The sequence below is a fragment of the Apibacter sp. B2966 genome, assembly GCF_011082485.1.
Classification (GTDB): domain Bacteria; phylum Bacteroidota; class Bacteroidia; order Flavobacteriales; family Weeksellaceae; genus Apibacter.
Genome location: NZ_CP049714.1, coordinates 1842310 through 1867354, shown reverse-complemented (window position 1 = coordinate 1867354; position 25045 = coordinate 1842310). Strand labels below are relative to the sequence as shown.

Below are 25045 nucleotides of genomic sequence, written 5' to 3'. Positions count from 1 at the left end.
GAATACAATGGATAATACAGAGAACAATAAGCTATTTTTTGAGCTGCCCAAAAATAAAACTTCAGCCATCAAGGTAATTGGTGTCGGAGGTGGAGGAAATAATGCTGTTGGTTATATGTATGATCAAGGCATTACCGGTGTAGATTTTATAATTTGCAATACGGATGCACAGGCATTAATCAATAATCCTATCCCAAATAAAATTCAGTTGGGAAATACCATTACGGAAGGTTTAGGAGCCGGAGCCAATCCTGAAATCGGAGAACAGGCTGCTCTAGAGAGTATAGATGACATTAAAAATGCTTTAGGTGATCAAACTAAAATGGTTTTCATTACCGCAGGAATGGGAGGAGGAACCGGTACAGGAGCGGCGCCTATTATTTCGGGTATTGCAAAAGAAATGGGTATTCTAACTGTTGGTATTGTCACTATTCCTTTCTCTTTTGAAGGTAAATCGCGATTGGAACAAGCAGAAAAAGGTCTTGAAAAAATCAGGAAAAACGTTGACTCTTTAATTGTCGTAAAAAACGATAAGTTGAGAGAATTGTATGGAAACTTGGGTTATAAATCCGGATTCTCAAAATCCAATGAGGTGCTAAGCACAGCTGCAAAAGGAATTGCTGAAGTTATTACCAAAAATTACTCCATCAATATAGATTTACGTGATGCTAAAACCGTTCTGGCAGATAGCGGAACTGCCATCATGGGATCTGCTGTTTCTTCCGGACCTAACAAAGCCCAGGATGCTATCATGGCTGCCTTGGATTCTCCTTTGCTTAATGATAATAAAATTACGGGAGCTAAGAATGTATTATTGTTAATCGTATCCGGCGATGATGAGATAACAGTAGACGAAATAGGTATCATTAACGATTATATTCAATCTGAGGCCGGTAATAGTACAAATATTATTATGGGTATCGGTGAGGATGAAAGTTTAGGAGATAGTATCAGAGTAACTGTCATTGCAACCGGTTTTCCTGTGGACGATGAAAGAAACAGCGGTAAAGAAAAAGAGAAAATTGTACACACATTAACTGATGATTTTCCAACTTCCAATCCCTTGAATTTAGGAAATGCAAAAGCTGCAAATTTCAATAGTCAAAAAGATAATAGATCTGATGAACCACAAATAATTTCTTCAATTAATAAAGGAAATTATATTCAGGAAAAAAACGAAGAAAAAACGATTCAAAAAATAATAACTCTAGAAGATGAAGAAGAGGTAACCACTTTCGGAATATCTAACAGAAAAGATCCGATTGTTCCCTCTTTTCCCATTGATGAGGAAATAAATATTATTAAAAAGGATGTATATCCTCCCCAAAATAATGAAACAACTTTATTTTCTAATACAGAAAATACATTTAAGGAAATCAAAGAAGATAAACTTCCCGAGCCTCCTGTAAACCAATCGACTATATTCACTTTAGATGAAGCTGAGGATTTTACTCAAAAAGTAAATTTTCAAACAGAAACCGAAGAATTTAGTTCTTATAATAACAAGTTTCAGCTTCCTGAAGAAAAAAAGGAAATTTTCACAGAAGATCAAACCGTTTCTGAAGATAAAAATTATTCTTCAGAATCTTTAAATGAGCTTATGGAGAAAAAAATCCAAGAAAGAAGAGAACGATTGAAAAAACTGAACAGCAAATTTCAAGGATTATCTAAACAAAATGTTGATGAAGTGGAAAAAGTTCCGGCTTATAAAAGACAAGGCATTAATTTAGATGAAAATATAGATTCTAATAAAAGTTCGGATATGTACTTTAACAAAAATTCTAATGAAGTTCAAATACGACCGAATAATTTTTTCCATGATAATGTTGATTAGTCCCTAACTAAAACAAATAATTATGAGCTTAGAAACTAAAATAATGGATGCGATGAAAATCGCCATGAAAGATAAAGATAAAGTAGCATTGGAATCATTACGAGCTATTAAATCTCAATTATTATTACTTAAAACAGATGGTAAGACGGAAGATATTTCTCCGGACCAGGAAATTGCTTTATTACAAAGATTGGTTAAGCAAAGAAAAGAGGCTTATGAACAATTTTTAGCTAATAACAGGAATGAATTGGCTGAAAATGAATTAGCACAAGCAAAAGTCATTGAGCAATTCCTTCCGGCACAACTTACTCCTGAAGAATTAGAAAAAGAACTTCGAGAGATTATAGCCGAAACCGGTGCTCAAGATATTAAAGATCTGGGAAAGGTTATGGGCATAGCTTCAAAAAAATTACAAGGAAAATCCGAAGGAAAAACAATATCAGAAACTGTTAGGAAGTTGTTGTCCTAATTTATCTTTTGTATGTAAGCCGATAGTATCAGTCGGCTTTTTTAAATTAAAAAAGACATTCGTAAATGAATGTCTTTTCTATTTTGTATTGTTTATAAGCAAACTGATTATCGATCTGATTCATTGTAATTCCTTAACATAATCCAACCGGTAAATTCTCTCCCGTCGGCAATTGTAATTATGTACCAATAGGAAGATGTCGGCAGATTTCTGCCTAAGTGTTTTCCGTCCCATACAAAACATGTATTAGAGGTTTCTTCATAAACTTGTTTACCGTATCGGTCAAAGATTCTAACTTGAGAATTTTCGCCTTTAAACAAATCTAATCCGCATACTCTCCATGCATCGTTATAATTATCACCGTTGGGAGTTATCACATTATTAATTCCGAAAATTATTCCTTTGGATGTTATAGCATCACAAGAATTGGCAACGGAACGTACATAGAATGTATAAATTCCTTGTTTTAAATTAGTAAATGTATTACTTCTTTGCCAATTTATCTTATCGATGGAATATTCCAACGGAGCCGGTCCATTTGCTATTACAGTTATATAATCTTTTCCTTGCTGTAATTCAACAATAATCGGTTCTTCCAACAATTTAACTTCTATTTGATGCGTAGTAGTACAGCTGATATTATAATTTAAAATTTTAGTATGTTCAACCGTATAAATACCTATGTCTCTAACATTTTCCAGATATTGACCGGTTCCAACTAATTTTCCTTTGAAATACCATCGGATTTGATCGTATCCATCATCTCCTGCGTCTAGTGTTGCAGCATATCTTGGACAGATATAAACTATTTCATTAGGAGGCGTTGGAGAAACATAAGGAATCAACTCTACTTTTGCTACCGATGGACAAAAATCATCATCTATATTATCCACACGAACATATACATATCCTTTATTACTTTTATAGTTAGATAATTCGGGTTCTTGTATTTGTTTTGAAGGTTTACCCATTGCTTCATCTTTCAAGGCATTATTTGCATCCTTTTCGGTTCTATAAAAACGAATTGTTGAATTGGGTTGATTTTTAAATAAATGTTCAACTAACGGAAGTTGAAAATACGCGTATCCGTCTTGATTTCCATCACAAGCATATAGGGTAGCATCAGTAAGTTCTACAGGATCATTGGTTTCAAATTCTATTTTTGTAATGCCGATGCATTCGGTTTGAATATTTTTAATTCTACAATAAATTGAATCGGATAAATTTAAATATTTGTTTTTATCTAATACCCCTGTTCCGTTCAATGCTTTTTTATATCCTTCATGATAGGTTATCTCATATACGCGTTGATCTAAATAATTATGTCCTGATTTATCTTTAATTTTAGGATCAAGGTCTTTGAGTAACAGGTCATCATATTTTCCATTATTGTCTCCATCACACACAAATTGAGGTATCAGTTGTGGACGTGGCGTTTCTTTTTGAGTGATTGTTATTGTTCCTTCATTTCCACATCCGTTCTCTTTGTTTTCAAATTTAACTTTTATTTCTACTTTGTTTTCTCCTACAGGGGGTTCGTAATCGGTTAAAGCTTTTGGTATTTGTCCTGATGTGTCTTCTACTCTACCAATCTCTACTCCTTTACTGTCTTGGAAAATTACTCGCATATCTTGTAAGAAGCTTTTTATTCTTGCTTCTTCTCCATTGGATGACAACATTGGATAAATCGAACTCCATAAATCTACTCGGGTTTTACTGCCTTGCGGTTCGTATTCACAAATGATCGGTTCGTCTTTTGCTACTTTTAAATATGGATATACGTAGAGTTTTACTTTTGATACTTCATCACAATAGTTGCCTTCTTCGTCTTTTATTCTTACATAGATTTCATCTACTAGGTATAATCCTTCTTTATATAGTTCTCTATTGGTATAGTTACTTATTTCAGGTTCGGTCAGGTGTGTATAAATCCCTTTCGCTTCATTTTTAAAGGCTTCTTTGGCATCTGATTCATTTCTGTAATAACGATAATTGCTTGTCGGATAATTGCCCAGTAATTGTTCTGATTCATGTAAATTAAATATTTCTTTTGAATCATCTTGGGAATCATCGCATTTTATTGATAAGCGTACTTCTTTCGGGATTGGTACATGGTTGGAATTTTTCTTAAACCATACTTCGTTTATGCCTATACAACCGCTCTCTTGGTTCAGTACTCGTACGTATAACGGGTTCAGGAAGTCCACAGTAAAGTACGTTTGTTTATCTATCGGAATTATAGTCGGATCATTTACTGCTAAGGCTTCGGACTGAGTGCGGTAATAGGTAATTTCTTGTTTCGCTGACGGGGTAATTACCAGATTATCTAAATCTTTTAGTAATACGTCATTATACTCTCCGTCTAAGTCTTCATCACACAGGGTATAGGTTACCTTATTGGGGAGTGGCGTTTCTTTTTGAGTGATTGTTATTGTTCCTTCATTTCCACATCCGTTCTCTTTGTTTTCAAATAGGACTTTTATTTCTACTTTGTTTTCTCCTACAGGGGGTTCGTAATCGGTTAAAGTATTTGGTATTTGTCCTGATGTGTCTTCTACTCTACCAATCTCTACTCCTTTACTGTCTTGGAAAATTACTCGCATATCTTGTAAGAAGCTCTTTATTCTTGCTTCTTCTCCATTGGATGACAACATTGGATAAATCGAACTCCATAAATCTACTCGGGTTTTACTGCCTTGCGGTTCGTATTCACAGATGATCGGTTCGTCTTTTACTACTTTTAAATATGGATATACGTAGAGTTTTACTTTCGATACTTCATCACAATAGTTGCCTTCTTCGTCTTTCACTCTTACATAGATTTCATCTACTAGGTATAATCCTTCTTTATATAATTCTCTATTGGTATAGTTACTTATTTCAGGTTCGGTCAGATGTGTATAAATCCCTTTCGCTTCATTTTTAAAGGCTTCTTTGGCATCTGATTCATTTCTGTAATAGCGATAACTGCTTGTAGGATAATTGCCCAGTAATTGTTCTGATTCGTGTAGATTAAATATTTCTTTTGAATCATCTTGGGAATCATCGCATTTTATTGATAAGCGTATTTCTTTGGGAATCGGTACATGGTTGGAATTTTTCTTAAACCATACTTCGTTTATGCCTATACAACCGCTTTCTTGGTTCAGTACTCGTACGTATAAAGGGTTCAGGAAGTCCACGGTAAAGTACGTTTGTTTGTCTATTGGAATTATAGTCGGATCATTTACTGCTAAGGCTTCGGACTGAGTGCGATAATAGGTAATTTCTTGTTTCGCTGACGGGGTAATTACCAGGTTGTCTAAATCTTTTAGTAATACGTCATTATACTCTGCGTCTAAGTCTTCATCACACAGGGTATAGGTTACCTTATTGGGACGTGGCGTTTCTTTTTGGGTAATTGTTATTGTTCCTTCATTTCCACAGCCATTCTCTTTGTTTTCAAATTTGACTTTTATTTCTACTTTGTTTTCTCCTACAGGGGGTTCGTAATCGGTTAAAGTATTTGGTATTTGCCCTGATGTGTCTTCTACTCTGCCAATCTCTACTCCTTTGCTGTCTTGGTAGATAATTCGTAAAGAATTGAACATTCTATATAAACGTGTTGGATCAGGAATGCCATTTGATTCAAGCATTGACCGGGATAATTCCCAAAGATTAATTTTTGATTTTGTAGCGTCCGGTTCGTATTCGCAAATTTCAACGGATTGATTTTCTACTTTTATATAAGGATATACTTTTATTTTAATCTTTGCTATACTATCGCATTGAATTCCTTTGCTATCCTTTACTCTGACAAACACTTCATCAAATGTATAAAATCCATCTGTAGTTATCACTCCGGTTTGGTAAGCATTTGGATTTGCAACAGCATTACTGATCTCTCCTTTTCGTGCTTGATTTTCATCTTTATAATATTCAAATTGAACATCGGAAGAACTACTAATCCGGTTGGAAACAGAAGTAAGATCAACGAAGGATTTATCCTGACCGTCCATACATCCTATTATTTCAACTTCCTGTTTATCCAGCGATAGGCGTGGATTTACATTTACCGATATAGCGGTAATGGTCGGACAAGTTTTATCTTTCTTATCTATTCTGACATTGATTATATAAAAAAGACTGTCAGGAGGAACACTGGTAAATTCATTATGTTTGATGGTAAATTTTACAGGCGATACCTCATTCTTATGTTCTTCTGCATCTTGTTTCGTTCTATAATAAGTAAAATCATATTCCGAATTGATAAAGGACAGAGATTCTCCGGTAATAATATTAGTTTTGTAATCATCTAAATTGCTGATTACATACTTGCCGTCTATGGTTCCATCGGTTTCATCACAAATATCTATAAAGTGTACATTGGCTTTAGGAACTAAAGAAATTAAAAATTCTACTTTACGGATTATATAGCACTTCGTCTTTATGTATTCAAACTTAACCCAAACTTCATCTCCTCCGGAAACTTCATATTCATCTAAATTTGCCTCAGGTATATTTATCCCATAAATTGCGTTGTATTTACTTGCATGATAGGAAACAGTAAAATCACTCAGTGTATATGAACTTCCAATCATTTGAGATGGATAATCCTTTAAGTTAACTTTTACCTTTTTTTCTTCATTACATAATAAGGTAGCAAAATGATTTACCTCTAATTCAGGATATGCTTTAACTTCTATAGGTGCAATTGAAAAACAGTTACTTTTTATATTTCTTACTCTAACCCAAAAAGTGGTTGGAAATCGGGAAACCGAAGCACTCCTCGAAATACTATTTTGATTTTTAAGTGCATCATCCTCGCTAGTAAAATAAATAAATTCAAAATCCTTACTATCTATGTTGGAATCAAGAAAAAGGCTATTGTAATTTTCCAACCAAATATTTTCATAGATGCTGTCTTGATCATTTTTCGTGTTATTATTGCATATGGTAACAGTTACATTTTGCTTTAAAACGGGAGATTCAATTAATGAAAAATTTAACATAAAATAATCCGAGCAATCTTTGGTTTTAATCTTCACCCAAATTTTTGTGGAGTTGGTTACATCAAATTCACTTACCGGATTAGTGCCATTTTTTGCATCATTTTCTGTTACATAATATTCATAATCCATTTGATTCGTCAACTTTGAATTATTGGATATAAGTGGGGCCGTTACCAGTTGGTATAAATTTGATGAATTGATCTTTTCTGTCCCGTTATTTCCAAAATCACATATATAGATGTTTGGATTACTAACTGTCGGTACAGGAATTAAGTTTATTGTAACTCGAATAATCTTAAAACACTTGGTTACCGGATCCTCCACTCTCATGCATATCTCATTATTGGTAATATTTGTTGTCGTATTTACCAGATACTTAATTGGAGTATTGCTATCCGTATACGTTCCTAACAATTCACCGGGAGCATCTATTTCATATTCTGCATCGTATATCAAACGATAAAATTGAATGGTTGTCCCTTTTGAATCAAGTATGATTTTAGACAAATCTACTTCTTCTTTGTAGTCATCCCCTATGTCACAAACCTCTAAGTCTGTATATTCCGGTAATTGTACGGATGGAACTAAATTAAATTTAATCTCAACAATAATGGGACATTGGTTTTTAAATTCTAATTTGACAAATGCCGAAAAAATCCCTTGTCCAATTTGAAATTTAGCAGGATTTGTTATCGTTGCTTTACCCCCTTCGTGTGCTTCATTTTTGGTTTTATAATACCTTAAATTTTTTATATCTTTTATAGGAGTTTTTAAACTTGATAACTGATCTTGAGTTAGAAGTTCTTCCAGCTTGTTTGGATCAGTCTTTTTAGAACCCTTTATAAATTCTAATATATTAACAACCTCAATTCCATCATCATTAAAATCACAAATAGTATGCGGACCCAATACTTTTTCTTCAATTGTTATCAAATTGAATTTCAAATCATAAGCATAGCTGCATCGGTTATATCGGACTGCAGGATATATTATTTTTGGATTTTCAGCCGAAGTTAGATCAAAACTCTTTTTAATCATTCCTTTTCCATGTTTAGGATCTGCCAAATACATATCCCGATCGTGCTGATTGTCAAAAAATACAATTTTATCATCTGAATCATTTCCAAAGGATGGATGTGAATATGAATAAGTATAAAGATCTTTAAGTAAATCTTCGTAATCTTTTAAGTATATTTTCTCGATACCATCATTGTATGTGTCGCATATATCAAATTCCCTCTTATATAATGTTTGATTTTTAGATACGAAGATAGTTATTGAGCTTACTGCTATAATTCCGCTTTTTTTAATCTTATATTTTAAATAAATTGTAGGTTTAGCCGGTGCCTCTACACTATAGATATAGCCGGGTGATGATTCCTTTAATTTAAGTTTATCCGTGCATGCCAAATCTTTATAAAAACCTTCAATCTCAATATCTTGAGGAGTTAATGAAGTACCGGACAAAAAGTTAGGAAGATACGATTCCAAATTTACTTCTTCTGTATCATTGGCATTACATATAGTTGGATAAGGCAATCCATCTCCGATGCCGCCGCCACCGCCGCCGCCGCTATCGCTACAATCTCCGATGGCTTTTAAAATCAATTTTGTTTTTACTTCTCCACAAAAATCCGGATGAGTCGCTTTGATGTAAATAGTGTTATTTAATCTCAACATACAATTATCCGGATTTACAATTTCGTTGTTGTAATAAGAATCTTTATAGTATTTCCATTTTACGGTAGTATGGGAAGGATTGATCGGTGAATTTGTTAGTAAGTTAGAGTTATATTTGGTTAGATCCAACATCACGGATTGCCCTTCCCTAACATCGCAAATTTCAGCTAAATACTCTTCTAACTCTAATTTTTTAACCAATTTTACAGTAAATGCGATTAAGGTATAACACGACTTATCCCTTATGGATTTATTCCATGCTTTAAGGTAAAACTTTACGCTATCATCGTCAGTTCCTGATAAATCAATCGGGTAATTACGTATAACCACATCGGGCAATTCTCTCATTTGATCATCCAGTATAATATACTCTGTAGTCCGTTTATTTATTTCGTAATTAAAATTATTCAGGTTCACATTCTCTATATCGTCATTGCCTTCATCGCAAACAATGAATTGCTGATTATCTTTTAAATCAGGCTTCTTATTTAATTTAAGATTTATCTCTGTAGAAACAAAACATTCTCCGCTTTTCAATACTTTTACATAGACCGTCATATCATCAGAAAAAGTAAAGGATTTTGCTTCTTCATCTGAAATCTGATTGGTTAAATTCTTATACCGGTAATAGGTAAATTTTAAATTTTTATCTGGGTTTATCAGTTGTTGATATGAGGTTAAATCAACTGTATAACTTTCTCCTTTATTAATACAAAAAGGTGGGGGTGATTGTTTTACTGCCGTAGGATATTCTTTGCTAAACTTCACCTGTAAGGTATCCGTAAGTGAAAAACTATTACATCCATTATAAGTAACCTTTGCTATAAAGTAATTGTTGGTGGTGGATTTGACTACCCAAGTATCACCCCAATTACTTGGACTTGAAGAATTTCCTTCATACCAAGTAACGGAAATATCCGTATTTCCATTCGGTGTAAATCTCCATGCTTCTTTTTTTGCTTCCCAATCATCCCTATTTCTTCCCGGGGGAGAAACTCCAATGTATCCATTGGAATTGATGATCCCTATTAAAGCGTTTTTATCTTTAGTGGTATGGGGGTTTTTACTTTTATTTCCAACATATATATCTATGATATTAAAAGTTTCATACAAAACAATTTGAGAAGATGAATAAATCCGATCCGGTCCGTATTGTTTTAAATTATCAAAATTAATAATGAATTTCCTATAGGGAGCTTTCCCTTCATAAGCAACTTTTACCTTGCTCGGTGTGGTATTATTCATGTCGTGATATACACCAAATATTGAATTTTTAGGTAATCCGGAATTTGGATTATTACCTGAAATAATATACGGGCATTCTTTATTTTTTTGCGACAGGTCAAAGCTGACTACTCCATTATCACTGACAATGATTTGATTATAACTTTTTCCATAAAAACAAAAATTAAAACCTATATCGATGATATCGTTACCAAAAACATCATCGTTTTTACCATTGGAGTTACCGGTTGATACCGGAATACCTTTGGTAAAATCTACGTTTGAAGGATATTGAATGGAAGAAACTTCATATTTATCTGTTTGTTTGATTATAGGATAATCTACACTTAGTTTAATGTTTTTATTTCTAAAAAACTTATAATCACAGTCAACATACACAGTATCTGAATTTCCATTATGATCTTTGATCGAGATCTTGGGTTCTTTAAAATCCTGTGAAAAAATTTTACCAATAAAAAATATTAAAATAACGAACGAATAAAGGTTTTTCATTTTTTAATTTTATTTATATTATTTAACTAAATAACACCCTATTAAATCAGATTTTATGATAAATACGGATAATGAATGGATAAAGATATTAATTCTTATTTTTTTTTTCTACTATTATAGGATTTATTATATAATTTAAAAGTTTTGAAGTGTTTTATATTTATATATATTTTTTATTTTATGTGATAAAAATATAGTATATGTATTTTAAAAAATTAAAATAATTATTATAATCTATAATAGAACCTATATTTTTATCTAAAGATCTTTTATTAATCTTTTAATCAATTTAATCAATCATAGATAATTGTATTCTCTTTCTTTCCTTATCTATATCGATTATTTTTACTTCTACATGTTGATGAAGATGAACGACTGTGCTAATATCTGTTATGAATTCATTGCATACTTTAGAAAGATGTACTAATCCATTCTCTTTAATTCCTATATCTACAAAACAACCGAAATTAGTGATATTATTGATTATTCCGGGAACTTTCATGCCCGGTTTTAAATCATCAATGGTTTTTAAAGAAGGATCGAAAGTAAACATTTTTACTTGTGTTCTTGGATCTAAACCTGGTTTTTCCAATTCTTTACAAATATCTTCCAACGTTAAAATCCCTACTTCCTCGTTTACGTAATTGTTTAAATTTATTTTTTGAATTAGTTCTTTATTTCGGATTAAATCTCCCAATTTTACTCCTAAATCTTTCGCCATTTTCATAACTAGTGAATAGCTTTCGGGATGAACAGCGGAATTGTCTAAAGGATTTTCAGATGTCGGAATTCTTAAGAATCCGGATGCTTGTTGAAATACTTTTTCACCAAGTCTGGGAACTTTTTTCAGATCTTGTCTGGTTGAAAATGCTCCCATTTCCGAACGGTACTGAACAATATTTTCAGCCATCTTTTCTCCTATACCCGAAACATAAGACAATAAGGATTTACTGGCTGTATTAAGGTTTACTCCTACACTGTTTACGCAAGATATAACAACTGCATCCAGTTCTTTTTTCAATAATGTTTGATCTACATCGTGTTGATATTGTCCCACTCCTATGGCTTTAGGTTCTATTTTTACCAATTCTGCTAGTGGATCAGACAACCGTCTTCCTATGGAAACTGCTCCTCTTACCGTAACGTCATAGGATGGAAATTCTTCCCGAGCCAATTTAGATGCAGAATAAACGGACGCCCCGGCTTCATTTACAACAAAAACTTTTAGAGGACGATCAAAAGCTATGGATTGTATTAATCGTTCCGTTTCTCGGGAGGCTGTACCGTTACCTATGGATATGGCTTCAATTTTATAGGCATTAATTAAAGATTTAATTTTTTTAATTGATTCTTTGGTTTCTTTTTGGGGAGGATGAGGATATATGGTATCATTGTGTAATAAATTACCATTTTCATCTAAACAAACCAACTTACAACCTGATTTATATCCGGGATCAATTGCCAGAATCCTTTTTTCCCCCAAAGGAGATTGCAATAACAATTGCTTTAAATTGGATGAAAACACTTGAATGGCTATTTGGTCGGCTGACTCTTTGGCTTTCTGGAAAACTTCATTACTTAGCGCCGGTTCTAATAAGCGTGAAAAAGAATCTTTTATAGCTATAAGTAATTGATCTTTAATTATTTTTTCCTGGGTTTTAATTATATGTTTGCTTATTATATGTAAGGCTTCCTCTGAGTCAACTTTAACTTTAACGCGTAGAATTCCTTCCTTTTCCCCTCGTAAGATTGCTAAAAACCGATGAGATGGCGAACGTTTTAAATTTTCAGAAAATTCAAAATAATTTGAAAATTTTTGTGCTTCTTTTTCCTCCTCTTTTCCTTTAATCAGCTTAGATTCCAATACGGCATTTTGTTGAAAAAAACGTCTTAAATTTGAACGTACATAATTATTTTCGTTAATCCATTCCGCAATAATATATCCGGCACCTTGAAGAGCATCATCTACTGACAATACCTTATCTGAGGTGTATTTTGAAGCTAATAGAGTTAAATCTGAAATCGGTTTTTGCGCCATTAAGATTTTTGCTAAAGGTTCTAAACCGTTTTCAATTGCAACAGACGCCTTTGTTTTTCTTTTCTTTTTATAGGGTAAGTAATAATCTTCTAAAAGAGTAAGTTCGAAACAATTTTCTATTTTTTGCTTAAATTCTTCGGTTAATGCTCCTTGTTCGTCAATACTTTTTATAATAAACTCCTTACGTTTTTGAATTTCTTCAAAATCTGTTTTTAACTTACATATATTGAATAATTGAACTTCATCCAGATTTCCGGTCATCTCCTTTCTATAACGGGCAATAAAGGGTATGGTATGATCTTCGTTTAATAATTTTACCGTATTTTCTATGCTTTTTTGAGAGATATCTATTCGTTTCTGAATGAAGGAAATCATATTTATAGTAATTATTTTATATTTAAGTAGTGTAGGTTCGTTTTTTATTTTATAAAAATAGGTAATATAAATTAATTGTCGAATCAAAAATAACTTGCTTTCAAAATAAATTATAATTTATATTAATAGCATTCCAATTAAATTTTATCTTTACCATCTGATCTTTATAAATTTTGTTAAATGACTTTAAAAAGTCTTCTACATACTCTTAAACCCTTATTTTTGTTGTAATAAAAGCAAATGTCTATTATAAAATAGAGTCTTATATTATTAAAACTTATATTTTTGTATATCTATTAATACCCATGACAAACTTAATACAAAAGTATTTTCCGGAGATAACTGAAAAACAATTACATAGTTTCGAAAAACTCTCTGATTTGTATTCAAATTGGAATGAAAAAATCAATGTTATATCAAGGAAAGATATAGATTCTTTACTTGAGAAACATGTGCTTCATTCTTTGGGAATAGCAAAAGTAATGCAGTTCGCTCCTTCTACCAAAGTTTTGGATATTGGTACAGGTGGCGGATTTCCGGGTATACCTTTAGCTATACTTTTTCCGGAATCTCAATTTACTTTGGCCGACTCCATTGGAAAAAAAATTAGGGTTGTTAATGAAATTGCACAAGAATTACAGTTAGAAAATGTCATCGGTATTCATACACGAGCCGAAAAAATTAAAGAGAAATTTGATTTTGTAGTGAGCCGAGCGGTTACCCAAATGCCTGTTTTTATGTCTTGGGTTAAAGGAAAATTTACATCTAAGAATATCAATAGTTTACAAAATGGCGTTTTATATTTAAAAGGAGGAGATCTAACTGAAGAATTGAAAAATTTTCCCGAGGCTACACTCTATGAGTTAAAAGATTATTTTGACGAGGAATTTTTTAAAACTAAAAAAGTCGTTTATATTAAAAATATGCACTAAAGTTATGCGAAAAAAAACCCAATGGCTTATCCCATTATTAGGAGCAAATTTATTTGTGAATGCTCAATTATCTGAAATTTATTATAACAATTACCAGATAAGCAACGCAAAGGAATTATATGAAAATGAAGCCTATAGAGGAACTCAATATATAATTAATGATTTAATTAACTTTTCTAATCTGAGATCTTATCAATTGGAAATTGCCAATTTTTACGATGCTCTGATAAGCCTTATCTTACAAGATGAAGAAGCAGAAAAGAAATTTGATGCTTTTACAAATAAATATCCGCAAAGCGTATTAACTGAAAGAGCTCACCTCCAATTGGGAAATTACTATTTAATACATCAGGATTATTTTCGCGCAGCAGAAGAACTCTCTAAAGTAGCTATAGATAAACTTCCTCCTAATAAAAGAGCCAACCAATACATCAAACTCGGGTATGCTCAATTTATGAATCAGGATTTTGAAAATGCTGAAAAAAACTTGGAAAAAGGATCCTATAGCAACCAATACAAAAATCAAATAGACTTTTTGTTAGGTCATATAGCTTATGCTAACGGTGAGCATATTGAAGCTAAGAAAAAATTCACATCCTTATTAAATCAACCGGAATTTACCGAAAAAATCAAGCCTTATATGGTTCAGATTTATTTTAATGACGGTGAATATGATTCTGCCATATCTACCGGTAAAACTTTATTAGCTTCTAATCAATATCCTGAATTAAAAAATGAGATAATAAAAATTATAGGAGAAAGTTATTTCAAATTAAAAAAGTATGCTGAAGCCGAACCCTATCTTTCATCTTATATAAAAAATAGTGCTTCTCCAACTTTGAGCGATTATTATCAAATGGGATATGTTTTGTATCAAGCCAAGAAATATGAAGAAGCAGTTACTTATTTTAATAAAATAACTGTTGGAGATATTTCTCCCATTTCACAAAATGCATATTACCAATTGGGGAATTCCTACCTGAAAACAAATAAAAAGAAAGAAGCTTTAACTGCTTTCAAAGCTGCTTCTGAAATGGATTTTGACAAAAAAATTCAAGAAAACGCCTATTTAAATTATGCGAAATTGAGTTATGAAGTAGGTAATCCTTATGAGCCTGTTTCCAAAGTTTTAAATACCTATTTAAAAAGATATCCCGCTTCCAAGCATCAATCGGAAATCAATGAATTGCTGGTTAAATCATATATTAATTCCGGAAATTTCTCAGAAGCCTCTCAACTTTTATCTTCCATACCCAATAAATCTTCGGAGTTGAAACTTAAAGAGCAAGAAGTTGCTTATGCCTACGGAGTACAATTATACAATCAGGGTAAAATAGAATCGGCTTCTCAAGAATTCGAAAAAGCCATACTTTTAAAAAATAATTCTCAATTTTATGCTCGTTCACTCTATTGGTATAGCGATTGTCAATACCAATTAGGAAATTTTCAAAATGCTATTGATAAATTACAACTTTTGCAAAATTCCGGAATTACCATACCGGAAAGTTCGCAAGTGATGTATCAAAAAGGATATTCTTATTTAAAATTGAAGAATTTCGATTTGGCAGCAGTTTCATTTCAAGAATATCTTAAAAATCCAAAGCAAGAATTTAAAGCAGATGCAGAATTACGTCTTGCCGATGCATTATTAGGCAGCAATCAGCTTAACCAAGCAATTCAAATGTATGATCAAGCGTATACCTCTTCTATCGAAGACAGGGAATATTCTCAATATCAAAAAGCTATTGTATATGGTCTGCAAAAAGATTATAAAAATAAAATTGTTGAACTTGAAAAGTTCATTAAAGCATATCCAAAATCGGAAAAAATTAGCGATGCATATTTTGAATTAGGTACAGCGTACGCTGAAACTGAAAATTATCAGAATTCAAATAACTATTTTCAGAAAGTTATCAGCGCTTCCAAAAATAATGACTTAGTGGTTATGTCATATCTTGGTATTGCTGATAATTTGACCAGTTTAAAAGAATATCAAAAAGCTATTTTAAATTATGGAACTATTGCCGATAATTATCCTAAAACCGATTATGCCTTACAAGCTATAACCGGAGCTAAAACTGCATTTATTGAAAGCGGTAAAGAAAATGAATATATTGACTGGGCAAATAGAAAAGGCTATAATATGGACCGTGCGGAAGCTGAGGAATTGTCTTTTATGTCTGCTCAAAAGAAATTTTTATCTAAAGATTACTCTGCGGCCTCTCAAGAATTTGCGAGTTTTTTAACTAAGTTTCCTACTACAAATCGTAAAATAACCTCTCTCTATTATTTAGGAGAAAGTTATTTTCAGCTAACTAATTATAATCAAGCGGTAGAGGCATTAAAAGAAGTTTCAGAATCATCCAATGAATTCCAGGAAGATGCTTTGGTTAGACTTTCTCAAATTTATATAAAACAAGAAAAAGACGAAGCTGCTCAAAATTCGCTAGAATCTTTGTATAAAATTACTTCCAATCAGAACTATAAATCTTTCGCCGAATTAGAATTGATGTATATCTATTCCGATCATAAAGAATATACTAAGGCTAATGAAATGGCTATAAAAGTACTGAATAATTCCAAAAATCCTTCTACTGTAAAAGAACAAGCCACTTTGATAAAAGCACGAAGTCTATACAATTCGGGAAAAATAAATGACGCAAAATCAATATTTACAACTCTTGAACAATCTAAAAATAATGTGGTAAAAGCTGAGGCCTTATACTATAATGCATTATTTAAAAATAAAGATAAAAAATACGATGCCAGTAATTCCGTAATATTTAATTTAACATCTAAATATTCTGATCAACAGTATTGGGGAGCTAAAGCTCTTCTTATAATGAGCAACAATTATCTAAACCTTAAAGATAATTATCAGGCTACTTATATATTGGAGCAAATTATAGAAAATTATAAAGAGTTTCCGGATGTTGTTCAAGATGCCCAAACTCAACTTAACCATATTAAATAATTATATCTCGTTTTGAAGTTTATGAATACTCAATATAAAATACTGATTTTAATTTTAATAGCGACTATTTCAACCACATCAGGATATTCTCAAATTAAAGAAGAAATATTAACCATTGGAAAAAAGAAAAATCCGAATGTTAATGTAAAAAATATCGAGAAAAAGAAAACAGATCCGGATAAATATCCACCGTCTAATGAAAACAGTTCAGTAAAAAAAGATTCACTAAATTATACGATTATTGATGTTCCTGCTGTTTCTGAATTTCAAACGTCTCAACTGCCTCCTCAATCCTTAAACACTGATTTTACTAATTCATATTATGACAATCATGCTAAGTTAGGTTATGGAACCAGAAATACGGTACTGGGGGATTTATATTTTAATTATCCGATAAATAATAATTTGACCGGTATTAAATTGTCTGCACTTTCTACCGATGGTCCTAAAAACAAATACGATTGGAAAACTTCTTCTTCAACAATTGATGCAGAAGCTTTTTACATTTTTAAATTAAAAACGGGAAAATTACATTTTGCGGGAAATTATACCTATAACGGATCTAATTATTACGGTCTCAACACACCGGAAATACATGCAACACCCCACATGAACTTAAGGCAAAATACCAATCAACTGACATTTAAATCCGATTATGACATGTACAGTAATAATTATTTGGATAAAGCTTCTTTAAAAGCCGGATATATGTGGGACAAATTTGATTCAAATGAAACTTTTGTAGACTTAAAAGCAAAGCTGGCTAAGAGTTCTGAAAATGCAAATCTTATGCTACCCGGTTTAAATTTTGGCGTGGAAGCAGATGTATTGTTTAATTATACTTATACGCATTTTGGATTGAACACAAAAGATAAATATTCATTTTTAACCGCCGGATTTTCTCCTGTGTTACGAATTTCCAGTCAAGGTTCTTATTTAAAAGTGGGTGCTAATATTGCCTATAATGGCGAATTGGAAGGTAATAATACAAAAATTTTCTTCCATCCTAAGGCTGAATTTTTATTCAATGCTGCCAGAGAAATTAATGTATATGCCGGTATAGATGGCGGTTTAAAACTTAATAATATGTCCGACTTATTTTCGGAAAATCCGTATTTATATTCCAATCAATTGTTAAGACCTACCAATATATTATATAAAGTTTATGGAGGGGTTAAAGGGGATATAGATGAAAGCATTAAGTACGAAGCGGAAGGATCATTCAGTAAAGCCGAAAACCTTTATTTTTTCATGAGAAATCCTTATGACCTTACCTTGCCTTCTGTATTAAAGGCCTATAACCGATTAAATACCTTTAATGCTGTGTACGATGATGGTAATATTATTACTGTTAAAGGTGCTTTACAATATTTTTGGACCGGAGATTTGACTATTGGATTGGAAGGAGAATATCATAATTACAATCTGGATGAGCTTAAACATGCTTATAATTTACCAAATTTTAAAGTAGGTTTAGATAGTAATTATAAAACTTTAGAAGATAAATTAAAATTAGAAGCAAAATTATTTTTTACCGGTGAGCGTAAGAGTAATTATTTTTATTACGATCCTGCTTCTTCATCTGTTAGGGAGGGAATAACTACTTTAGACAGTTATGTAGACCTTAATCTCTCGGCTTCTTATAAATTATATAAGAATTTTTCACTATTTGTTAACGGAACTAATTTATTCAGTAAAAATTACGAACGCTTTCAAGGTTATAAAGTCTTAGGAGCTCAAGTATTGGGAGGTATTTTGGTTCAATTTTAGCGAATTGATAATTGTAAATAAAAAATTGTAATTTTTTACCTTATATGTATTAACTTAATAAATACTTTTTTATGATAGAAAAATTACGCACCCTATTTGAAGCAAACGGATTTGAAGTAATTTCACGTGTATCGGAAAAATTCGGAGTACGGGCGTCTAAATTAAGACTTTTATTTATCTATTTGTCATTTATTACTTTAGGTGGAATTTTTGCTTTATATCTTACCGGAGCATTTTTTCTTTGGATTAAAGACAGCATTATCACTAAACGACCTTCGGTTTTTGACCTATAGTTTCTCTTGATTTTTCAAAGAATCTTTTTCATCTTGGTAATGGACGTTGTCTGTTTTATTTATCTCTGAAGTCGAATCATATTTCGAAGGATCTTCTTCATGAAAATATTCAGGATATTCCAATTGGTATTTTTCCCAAAGTTTTTCATCATCAGAATGATCATATTCATCCTTATCCCATTGAGGTTTTTCTCTTTTTTTCCCTATTCTTCTCAACATATAAGCTAATATAAACCCGGTTACTGCTCCCGACAGATGACTTTCCCAGGAAATAGGTCGATCATCGTATATGCCTAAAAGTTCTCTGGGAAATATTCCCCAAACTAAACTTCCATATAAAAAAACAACAATTAATGAAACTGCCAGTAAGGTTTTTTCATGCCTGAAAATTCCACTAAAAAAAAGAAATGATGCCAAAACATAGATAATACCGCTGGCTCCTATATGGCAAGATAAAACAGAAGAATTTAGTAAAGAAAAATTGGGTAGTAACCAAACCACAAAACCGGATATAATCCATCCATTTAGTAAAACGAAATAAGCCAATTTTTCATAAAACTGAAAAGTAAAAAATGTTAATACAAATAAAGGAATTGTATTACTGAGTATATGGGTAAGGTTTCCATGAAATAGCGGTGCAAGCAGGACTCCTCTCAATCCTTTTAGCTTAAGAGGTATGATTCCATAACATTCTTTGAAAACCAATAAATTTTGCAATAGAAATACCAACCATATGGCACCGACTAATACGATCGGAACAATAATAGCTTCTCTATGGATCGGAAATTTATGCATTTACCTTATTTATAAATACAAATTTGAACAGATTGTAAAATCCAAAAATTTATCTTCTATAAACTACATACTACTAAAAACGGTAAGAAATCTCTTACCGTTCTGTTTTTTTTTTAACATTAATATTTTATAATATTTTTTTCCATTCTTTAATAGATTCGGTGTTTAATCTAATGTAATCTTTATTACCTTCTTTTTGAGCTCCATCTAAAGATTTCTCAGCTGAATCTATTGCCCCTTTTATATCTCCTAACTTAGCTTGAATTTGCGATTTAACTCTGTAATACCAATAAGGGGATTCTCCTTGCTTTAAATCAATGGCTCTATTGATCCAATTTAAAGCTTTCTTCATATCTCCATTAGACTGTAAATAATAATTGGCTGAAGCATAATAGGCATTAGCATCTGCTCTTGGGTTAGATAATATACCGTCAATACTTGCATTTGCTATTTTTTGTGTCGGTACATGGAAAGTTACATCTACCAAAACCTGATCCCACATAAATTGTAAATGTGCGGAATTATCTGAAAGATTATTTATTCCTATAGTAAATGATTCCACTGATTCTGCCAATTTTTTAACCGGTGCCGTTGTTTTTAAAACCACTTTTTTATCGTCCCATTTTTCAGGTGTTCCCCAATTTTCTGAATCGGAATAAAAAATTACATCCCACGTATCTTCGTAGGGAATTGTATATATTGCATATTTACCTTTAGGAATAGTTTTTCCTTCAATTTCAACATCATCCCCAAACTTAATGGTTGTATTTTCATTAGCGCCTGTTCTCCAAACTTGGCCATAAGGTACCAGTCCGCCAAAAATTACCCTTCCTTTTTTATTAGGTCGAGAATATTCATATTCAACATCTGTTAAACCTACCATTTGTTCAACCTCCGCTTTTAAACTTGCTGCCGGAGTTTTTACTTGTTGAGCTTCACTGAAAAGTGAAAAAGAAGAAAGAGCAATTAAAAAAATTATTTTTTTCATAATTTAAAACTTTATTTATTAGCGATTTTCGCCCAGGTATCTTTTAATGTTACAGTTCTGTTAAAAATTAGATGATTTTCTGTTGAATCGTCATCGACTGCAAAATACCCAAGTCTTTGGAATTGATATTTTGTTCCAATTTTTGTACCATTTAAGCCGGGTTCTGCAAAACCATGAATAGTTTTTAAAGAATCCGGATTTAAAAAATTTAAAAAGTCACCTTCTTGCGTATCCGGAGATTCTTCTTTAAATAATCGATCATAGATTCTCACTTCTATAGGTAATGCGTGTTTAACGGATACCCAATGCAAAGTACCTTTCACTTTTCGCATGCTTTCTTCTGTCCCGCTTCCGCTTTTACTTTTATCGTCATACGTGCAATAAATGGTTTGAATTACACCGTTTTCGTCTTTTTCTACAGATTCTGCTTTAATTATATAAGCTCCTTTTAATCGGACTTCTCCTCCTAAGGTCAATCGGAAAAATTTCTTAGGAGCTTCTTCCATAAAATCTTCTCTTTCTATATATATTTCTCTTGAAAAAGGAACTTCTCTTTCTCCTGCATCACTATTTTCCGGATTGTTTTCAATGCAAACATTTTCTTCTGAATTTTCCGGATAATTAGTGATTACAACTTTCACCGGATTAACCACAGCCATGACTCTTGGCGCAATCTTATTAAGGTGATCTCTTACCGTGAATTCTAATAAAGCAAAATCAATAATGTTGTCTCTTTTAGCCACTCCTACTCGTTCCATAAAATCTTTAATAGCTTCAGGAGTATATCCTCTTCTTCTCATACCCGATACGGTAGGCATTCGCGGGTCATCCCAACCGGATACATAATTTCCTTCTACTAAACGCAATAATTTTCGTTTGCTGGTAATCGTATAACTTAAATTTAATCTGGCAAATTCACGCTGCTTACTTTTAACTTTTGCCGGATCGTATACTTGATCCAAAAACCATTCATATAAAGGTCGGTGATTTTCAAATTCCAGAGAACATAAAGAATGAGAAACCTGCTCTATGTAATCTGATTCTCCATGTGTCCAATCGTATAAAGGATATATACACCATTCGTTACCGGTTCTTTGATGATGTTTTTTTAAAATACGATACATTACCGGGTCCCTCATATTCATATTAGGAGATTTCATGTCTATTTTTGCGCGAAGTACACAACTTCCTTCCTCAAATTCTCCTTCTTTCATTCTTTGGAAAAGATCAAGGTTTTCCTCTATGCTCCTGTTTCTATAAGGACTTTCGATACCTTCTTCAAAAGGATTTTTTTTCTGCTCATTCATCTCTTCTGAAGTCTGATTATCAACATATGCTTTTCCTTCTTTAATTAATTTTATAGCCCACTCATATAACTGTTGAAAATAATCAGAAGCATAACATTCCTTATCCCAAGTATATCCCAGCCATTCTACATCCTTTCTAATCGCGTCAACATATTCTTGATCTTCTTTAACCGGATTAGTGTCATCAAATCGTAAATTAACGGGTACATTATATTTCTGACCCAATCCGAAATTTATCCAAATGGCTTTGATATGGCCTACATGAAGATAGCCGTTAGGCTCAGGTGGAAATCTAAACCTTAATTTCTCTTTAGGAAAACCATTTTCTAAATCTTCTTCAATTATCTGCTCTAAAAAATTTAAAGATTTTTTTTCTTCTTGGTGCATAATATAATATAGTTATAGACGTACAAATTTAAATCATTTTTAAAATTATTCTCCATATAATATTTTAAACGTAATAAATATTTCTTTAGCTTTATTTTTAATCAGATAAGATTTTAAAAATATTGAAAATTTTCGATATGTCGTAAATTTCATCGGTTAAAATGATTAATTTTGTACTATGAAGGAACGTTTCATCCCTATTTTATCGGGATTAATGACCATCTCCCTTATAGTTTTTGTGGGATTGCAGATTTTTTGGCTGAAACAAGCTATAGATGCAGGTGAACAGGATTTTTCATCTCGTGTATACAAAGCACTAAATAATTCTTCCAAAAAAATTAATACTATAGAGATTAATAAATTTTACAAACCATTTACTAATTTCTATCAAGACATCAATAATCAAAAAGATTCCAGCACCATCCAAACAGCCATGAGTGTTATTGACTCTCAGTCTGTTAAATACATCATTTATAAAAAAACAATCGTTAATAAAAAGCCTCTCATCATTCCTTTTTCAAAAAAAGATACTTTAAAAATCACCAATTTACTAACGGATGAAGGCGTATTAAAAATTAAAAAAGATTCGCTTCAAACCAATATTAAACCGATTGAAAAAAATATTGAAAATAGTTTTGTAAGCCCTAAATTTACCTTAGACGAATTTGCAAGATTGAGTGTAAACCAGATGAGTTTGGAATCCAGGATTAACATGCAGCTAATAGATTCAGTGGTTAGCTTAGAACTTAAAAAGCACAATATTAATACTGAATTTAAATGCGGAGTGCTCAACAATAAACTTAAATTAACTAAAATCCATAGTGATGATTTTATCTTAAGTAATAAGTTTACTCAAAATTACAATGTAGTTTTATTTTCTGACGGAAAAGATAATACCCAATATTATTTATCCGTTTATTTTCCTTCTAAACAATATTCCGTACTAAATCCTATTTTGGGAGCTATTGGGGTAACCATAGCCTCTACTTTGGTCATTATTGCTATATATATTGCTTCTATATATTATATGTCCCAGCAAAAAAAGATTTCTGAAATAAAAACTGATTTCATAAATAATATGTCTCATGAATTTAAAACTCCTATAGCAACCATTAATATTGCTACGGATGCGCTAAATTCGGAGAAAGTTCAATCAGAACCGGAAAAGATGAAATTCTATACTTCTTTAATTAAGCAAGAAAATGATAGAATGAAAAAACAAGTAGAGATGGTTTTGAGAATGTCGAAACTTGAACGAAATGCACTTCAACTGATCCGAAAAGAAACAGATATTCGACAAATCCTGAAAAACAGCATTAAAACTGTTCGGGTACAAGTGGAACAACGAGGGGGAACAATCAAAGAAGAGTATTTAGCAGATAAATATATTGGAAATGTGGATGGATTTCATCTCACCAATGCCTTTGTTAACATATTAGACAACGCGAACAAATATTCATTAGAAAAACCTGAAATCTCGGTAAAAACTTACAACGATAAAAATGATTACGTAGTTGAAATTTCAGATAAAGGAAAAGGTATGTCTGAAAACGTTATAAAAAAAATATTTGAAAAATTTTATCGGGAAGAAACCGGAAACATACATAATGTAAAAGGTCACGGATTAGGCTTGACCTACGTAAAAAATATTATTAAGTTACATAATGGTGGTATTAAAGTTGTTAGTAAATTACATAAAGGAACCACTTTTATTGTACGTATTCCTCTAAATTAAAAATATCATGGATAAAAAAGTAAAGCTATTATTAGTAGAAGATGATCCAAGTTTTGGTGCTGTTTTAAAAGATTACCTCTCTATTCACGATTACGATGTAACCCTATCTGTTGATGGTGAGGATGGGTTAGAAAAATTTAAAGCAGACAATTTTGATATTTGTCTCTCCGATGTAATGATGCCGAAAAAAGACGGCTTTACATTAGCTAAAGAAATTATTGACATTAATCCGGATGTTCCGATTATCTTTTTAACAGCTAAAAATATGCGTGAGGATATTCTTACCGGATATAAACTTGGCGCTAATGATTATATAACTAAACCATTTGATTCTGAAGTTTTATTGTATAAAATTAATGCCGTTCTTCAAAGGAATTCCAATTCTTCCGTTAATTCTGAAAATGAAGACAAAGAAATTTATGAAATTTCCAATTTTAAATTTAACACCAAATTACGTCAATTAGAGGTTAACGGTAAAATGCATAAATTATCTCCTAAAGAGAATGAGCTGTTAAAACTTCTTTGCAAGTATAAAAATGATCTTATGCCAAGAGAAGAAGCCTTAACTAAAATTTGGCATAATGATAATTATTTCACTTCTCGCAGTATGGATGTTTACATTGCTAAAATCAGAAAATTACTTAAAGATGACGACAATGTAGAAATCGTAAATATTCATGGAGAAGGTTTTCGCTTATTAGTGAAAGATTAATCTTTCTCAAAAACTATATGGAATAGAT

General features: G+C 31.8%; 13 protein-coding genes. 8 read left to right on the top strand and 5 right to left on the bottom strand.

What is annotated here, in order from left to right; genetic code table 11:
* Positions 1-7 precede the first annotated feature (7 nt).
* The gene (gene ftsZ, locus G8C43_RS07970) at positions 8-1834 is read left to right on the top strand and encodes a cell division protein FtsZ (RefSeq protein WP_166005297.1); all 1827 of its coding nucleotides are present in this window, start codon (positions 8-10) and stop codon (positions 1832-1834) included.
* Between the two features lie 22 nt (positions 1835-1856).
* A complete protein-coding gene (locus G8C43_RS07965) occupies positions 1857-2303 on the top strand; it encodes a GatB/YqeY domain-containing protein (protein ID WP_166005295.1) in 447 nt (148 codons plus the stop codon).
* A gap of 107 nt (positions 2304-2410) precedes the next feature.
* Here the strand turns inward: G8C43_RS07965 and G8C43_RS07960 are convergent, their stop codons facing one another.
* Together G8C43_RS07960 and G8C43_RS07955 are read right to left on the bottom strand one after the other, a co-directional pair.
* Positions 2411-10711: a T9SS type B sorting domain-containing protein gene (locus G8C43_RS07960; RefSeq protein WP_166005293.1), complete on the bottom strand. Its 8301-nt coding sequence runs from the start codon at positions 10709-10711 to the stop codon at positions 2411-2413.
* Positions 10712-11000: 289 nt separating this feature from the next.
* On the bottom strand, positions 11001-13130 hold the full coding sequence (locus G8C43_RS07955; RefSeq protein WP_166005718.1) for a Tex family protein: 2130 nt from the start codon (positions 13128-13130) through the stop codon (positions 11001-11003).
* Between the two features lie 299 nt (positions 13131-13429).
* On the opposite strand from G8C43_RS07955, the gene rsmG reads away from it, so the two are divergent.
* The 4 genes from rsmG (at position 13430) to G8C43_RS07935 (ending at position 19093) form a co-directional block, all read left to right on the top strand.
* Positions 13430-14056, top strand: coding sequence for a 16S rRNA (guanine(527)-N(7))-methyltransferase RsmG (gene rsmG, locus G8C43_RS07950; RefSeq protein WP_166005291.1), 627 nt, complete (start codon positions 13430-13432; stop codon positions 14054-14056).
* A 4-nt stretch (positions 14057-14060) separates the two neighbouring features.
* Positions 14061-17030 (top strand): tetratricopeptide repeat protein, encoded by a 2970-nt coding sequence (locus G8C43_RS07945; protein ID WP_166005288.1) that lies wholly within the window; start codon positions 14061-14063, stop codon positions 17028-17030.
* Positions 17031-17051: 21 nt separating this feature from the next.
* Positions 17052-18800 carry a hypothetical protein gene (locus tag G8C43_RS07940; RefSeq protein ID WP_166005286.1) on the top strand — a complete coding sequence of 583 codons (1749 nt, stop codon included), beginning with the start codon at positions 17052-17054 and terminating at the stop codon, positions 18798-18800.
* Positions 18801-18871: 71 nt separating this feature from the next.
* Positions 18872-19093: a PspC family transcriptional regulator gene (locus G8C43_RS07935; RefSeq protein WP_105296274.1), complete on the top strand. Its 222-nt coding sequence runs from the start codon at positions 18872-18874 to the stop codon at positions 19091-19093.
* Here G8C43_RS07935 and G8C43_RS07930 read toward each other — a convergent pair.
* The 3 genes from G8C43_RS07930 to G8C43_RS07920 all read right to left on the bottom strand — a co-directional run bounded on the left by G8C43_RS07930 (position 19088) and on the right by G8C43_RS07920 (position 22570).
* Positions 19088-19888: a rhomboid family intramembrane serine protease gene (locus tag G8C43_RS07930; protein ID WP_166005284.1), complete on the bottom strand. Its 801-nt coding sequence runs from the start codon at positions 19886-19888 to the stop codon at positions 19088-19090. The genes G8C43_RS07935 and G8C43_RS07930 overlap by 6 nt on opposite strands.
* 127 nt (positions 19889-20015) lie before the next feature.
* Complete coding sequence (locus tag G8C43_RS07925; protein ID WP_166005282.1) at positions 20016-20876, bottom strand: DUF2911 domain-containing protein; 861 nt, start codon at positions 20874-20876, stop codon at positions 20016-20018.
* Positions 20877-20887: 11 nt separating this feature from the next.
* On the bottom strand, positions 20888-22570 hold the full coding sequence (locus G8C43_RS07920) for a glutamine--tRNA ligase/YqeY domain fusion protein (protein WP_166005280.1): 1683 nt from the start codon (positions 22568-22570) through the stop codon (positions 20888-20890).
* Between the two features lie 178 nt (positions 22571-22748).
* On the opposite strand from G8C43_RS07920, the gene G8C43_RS07915 reads away from it, so the two are divergent.
* Entirely contained in the window at positions 22749-24305 is a 1557-nt protein-coding gene (locus G8C43_RS07915) for a sensor histidine kinase (protein ID WP_160565859.1), read from the top strand.
* Between the two features lie 7 nt (positions 24306-24312).
* Positions 24313-25017, top strand: a complete 705-nt coding sequence (locus G8C43_RS07910; protein ID WP_105296279.1) for a response regulator transcription factor — start codon at positions 24313-24315, stop codon at positions 25015-25017.
* Positions 25018-25045 lie beyond the last annotated feature (28 nt).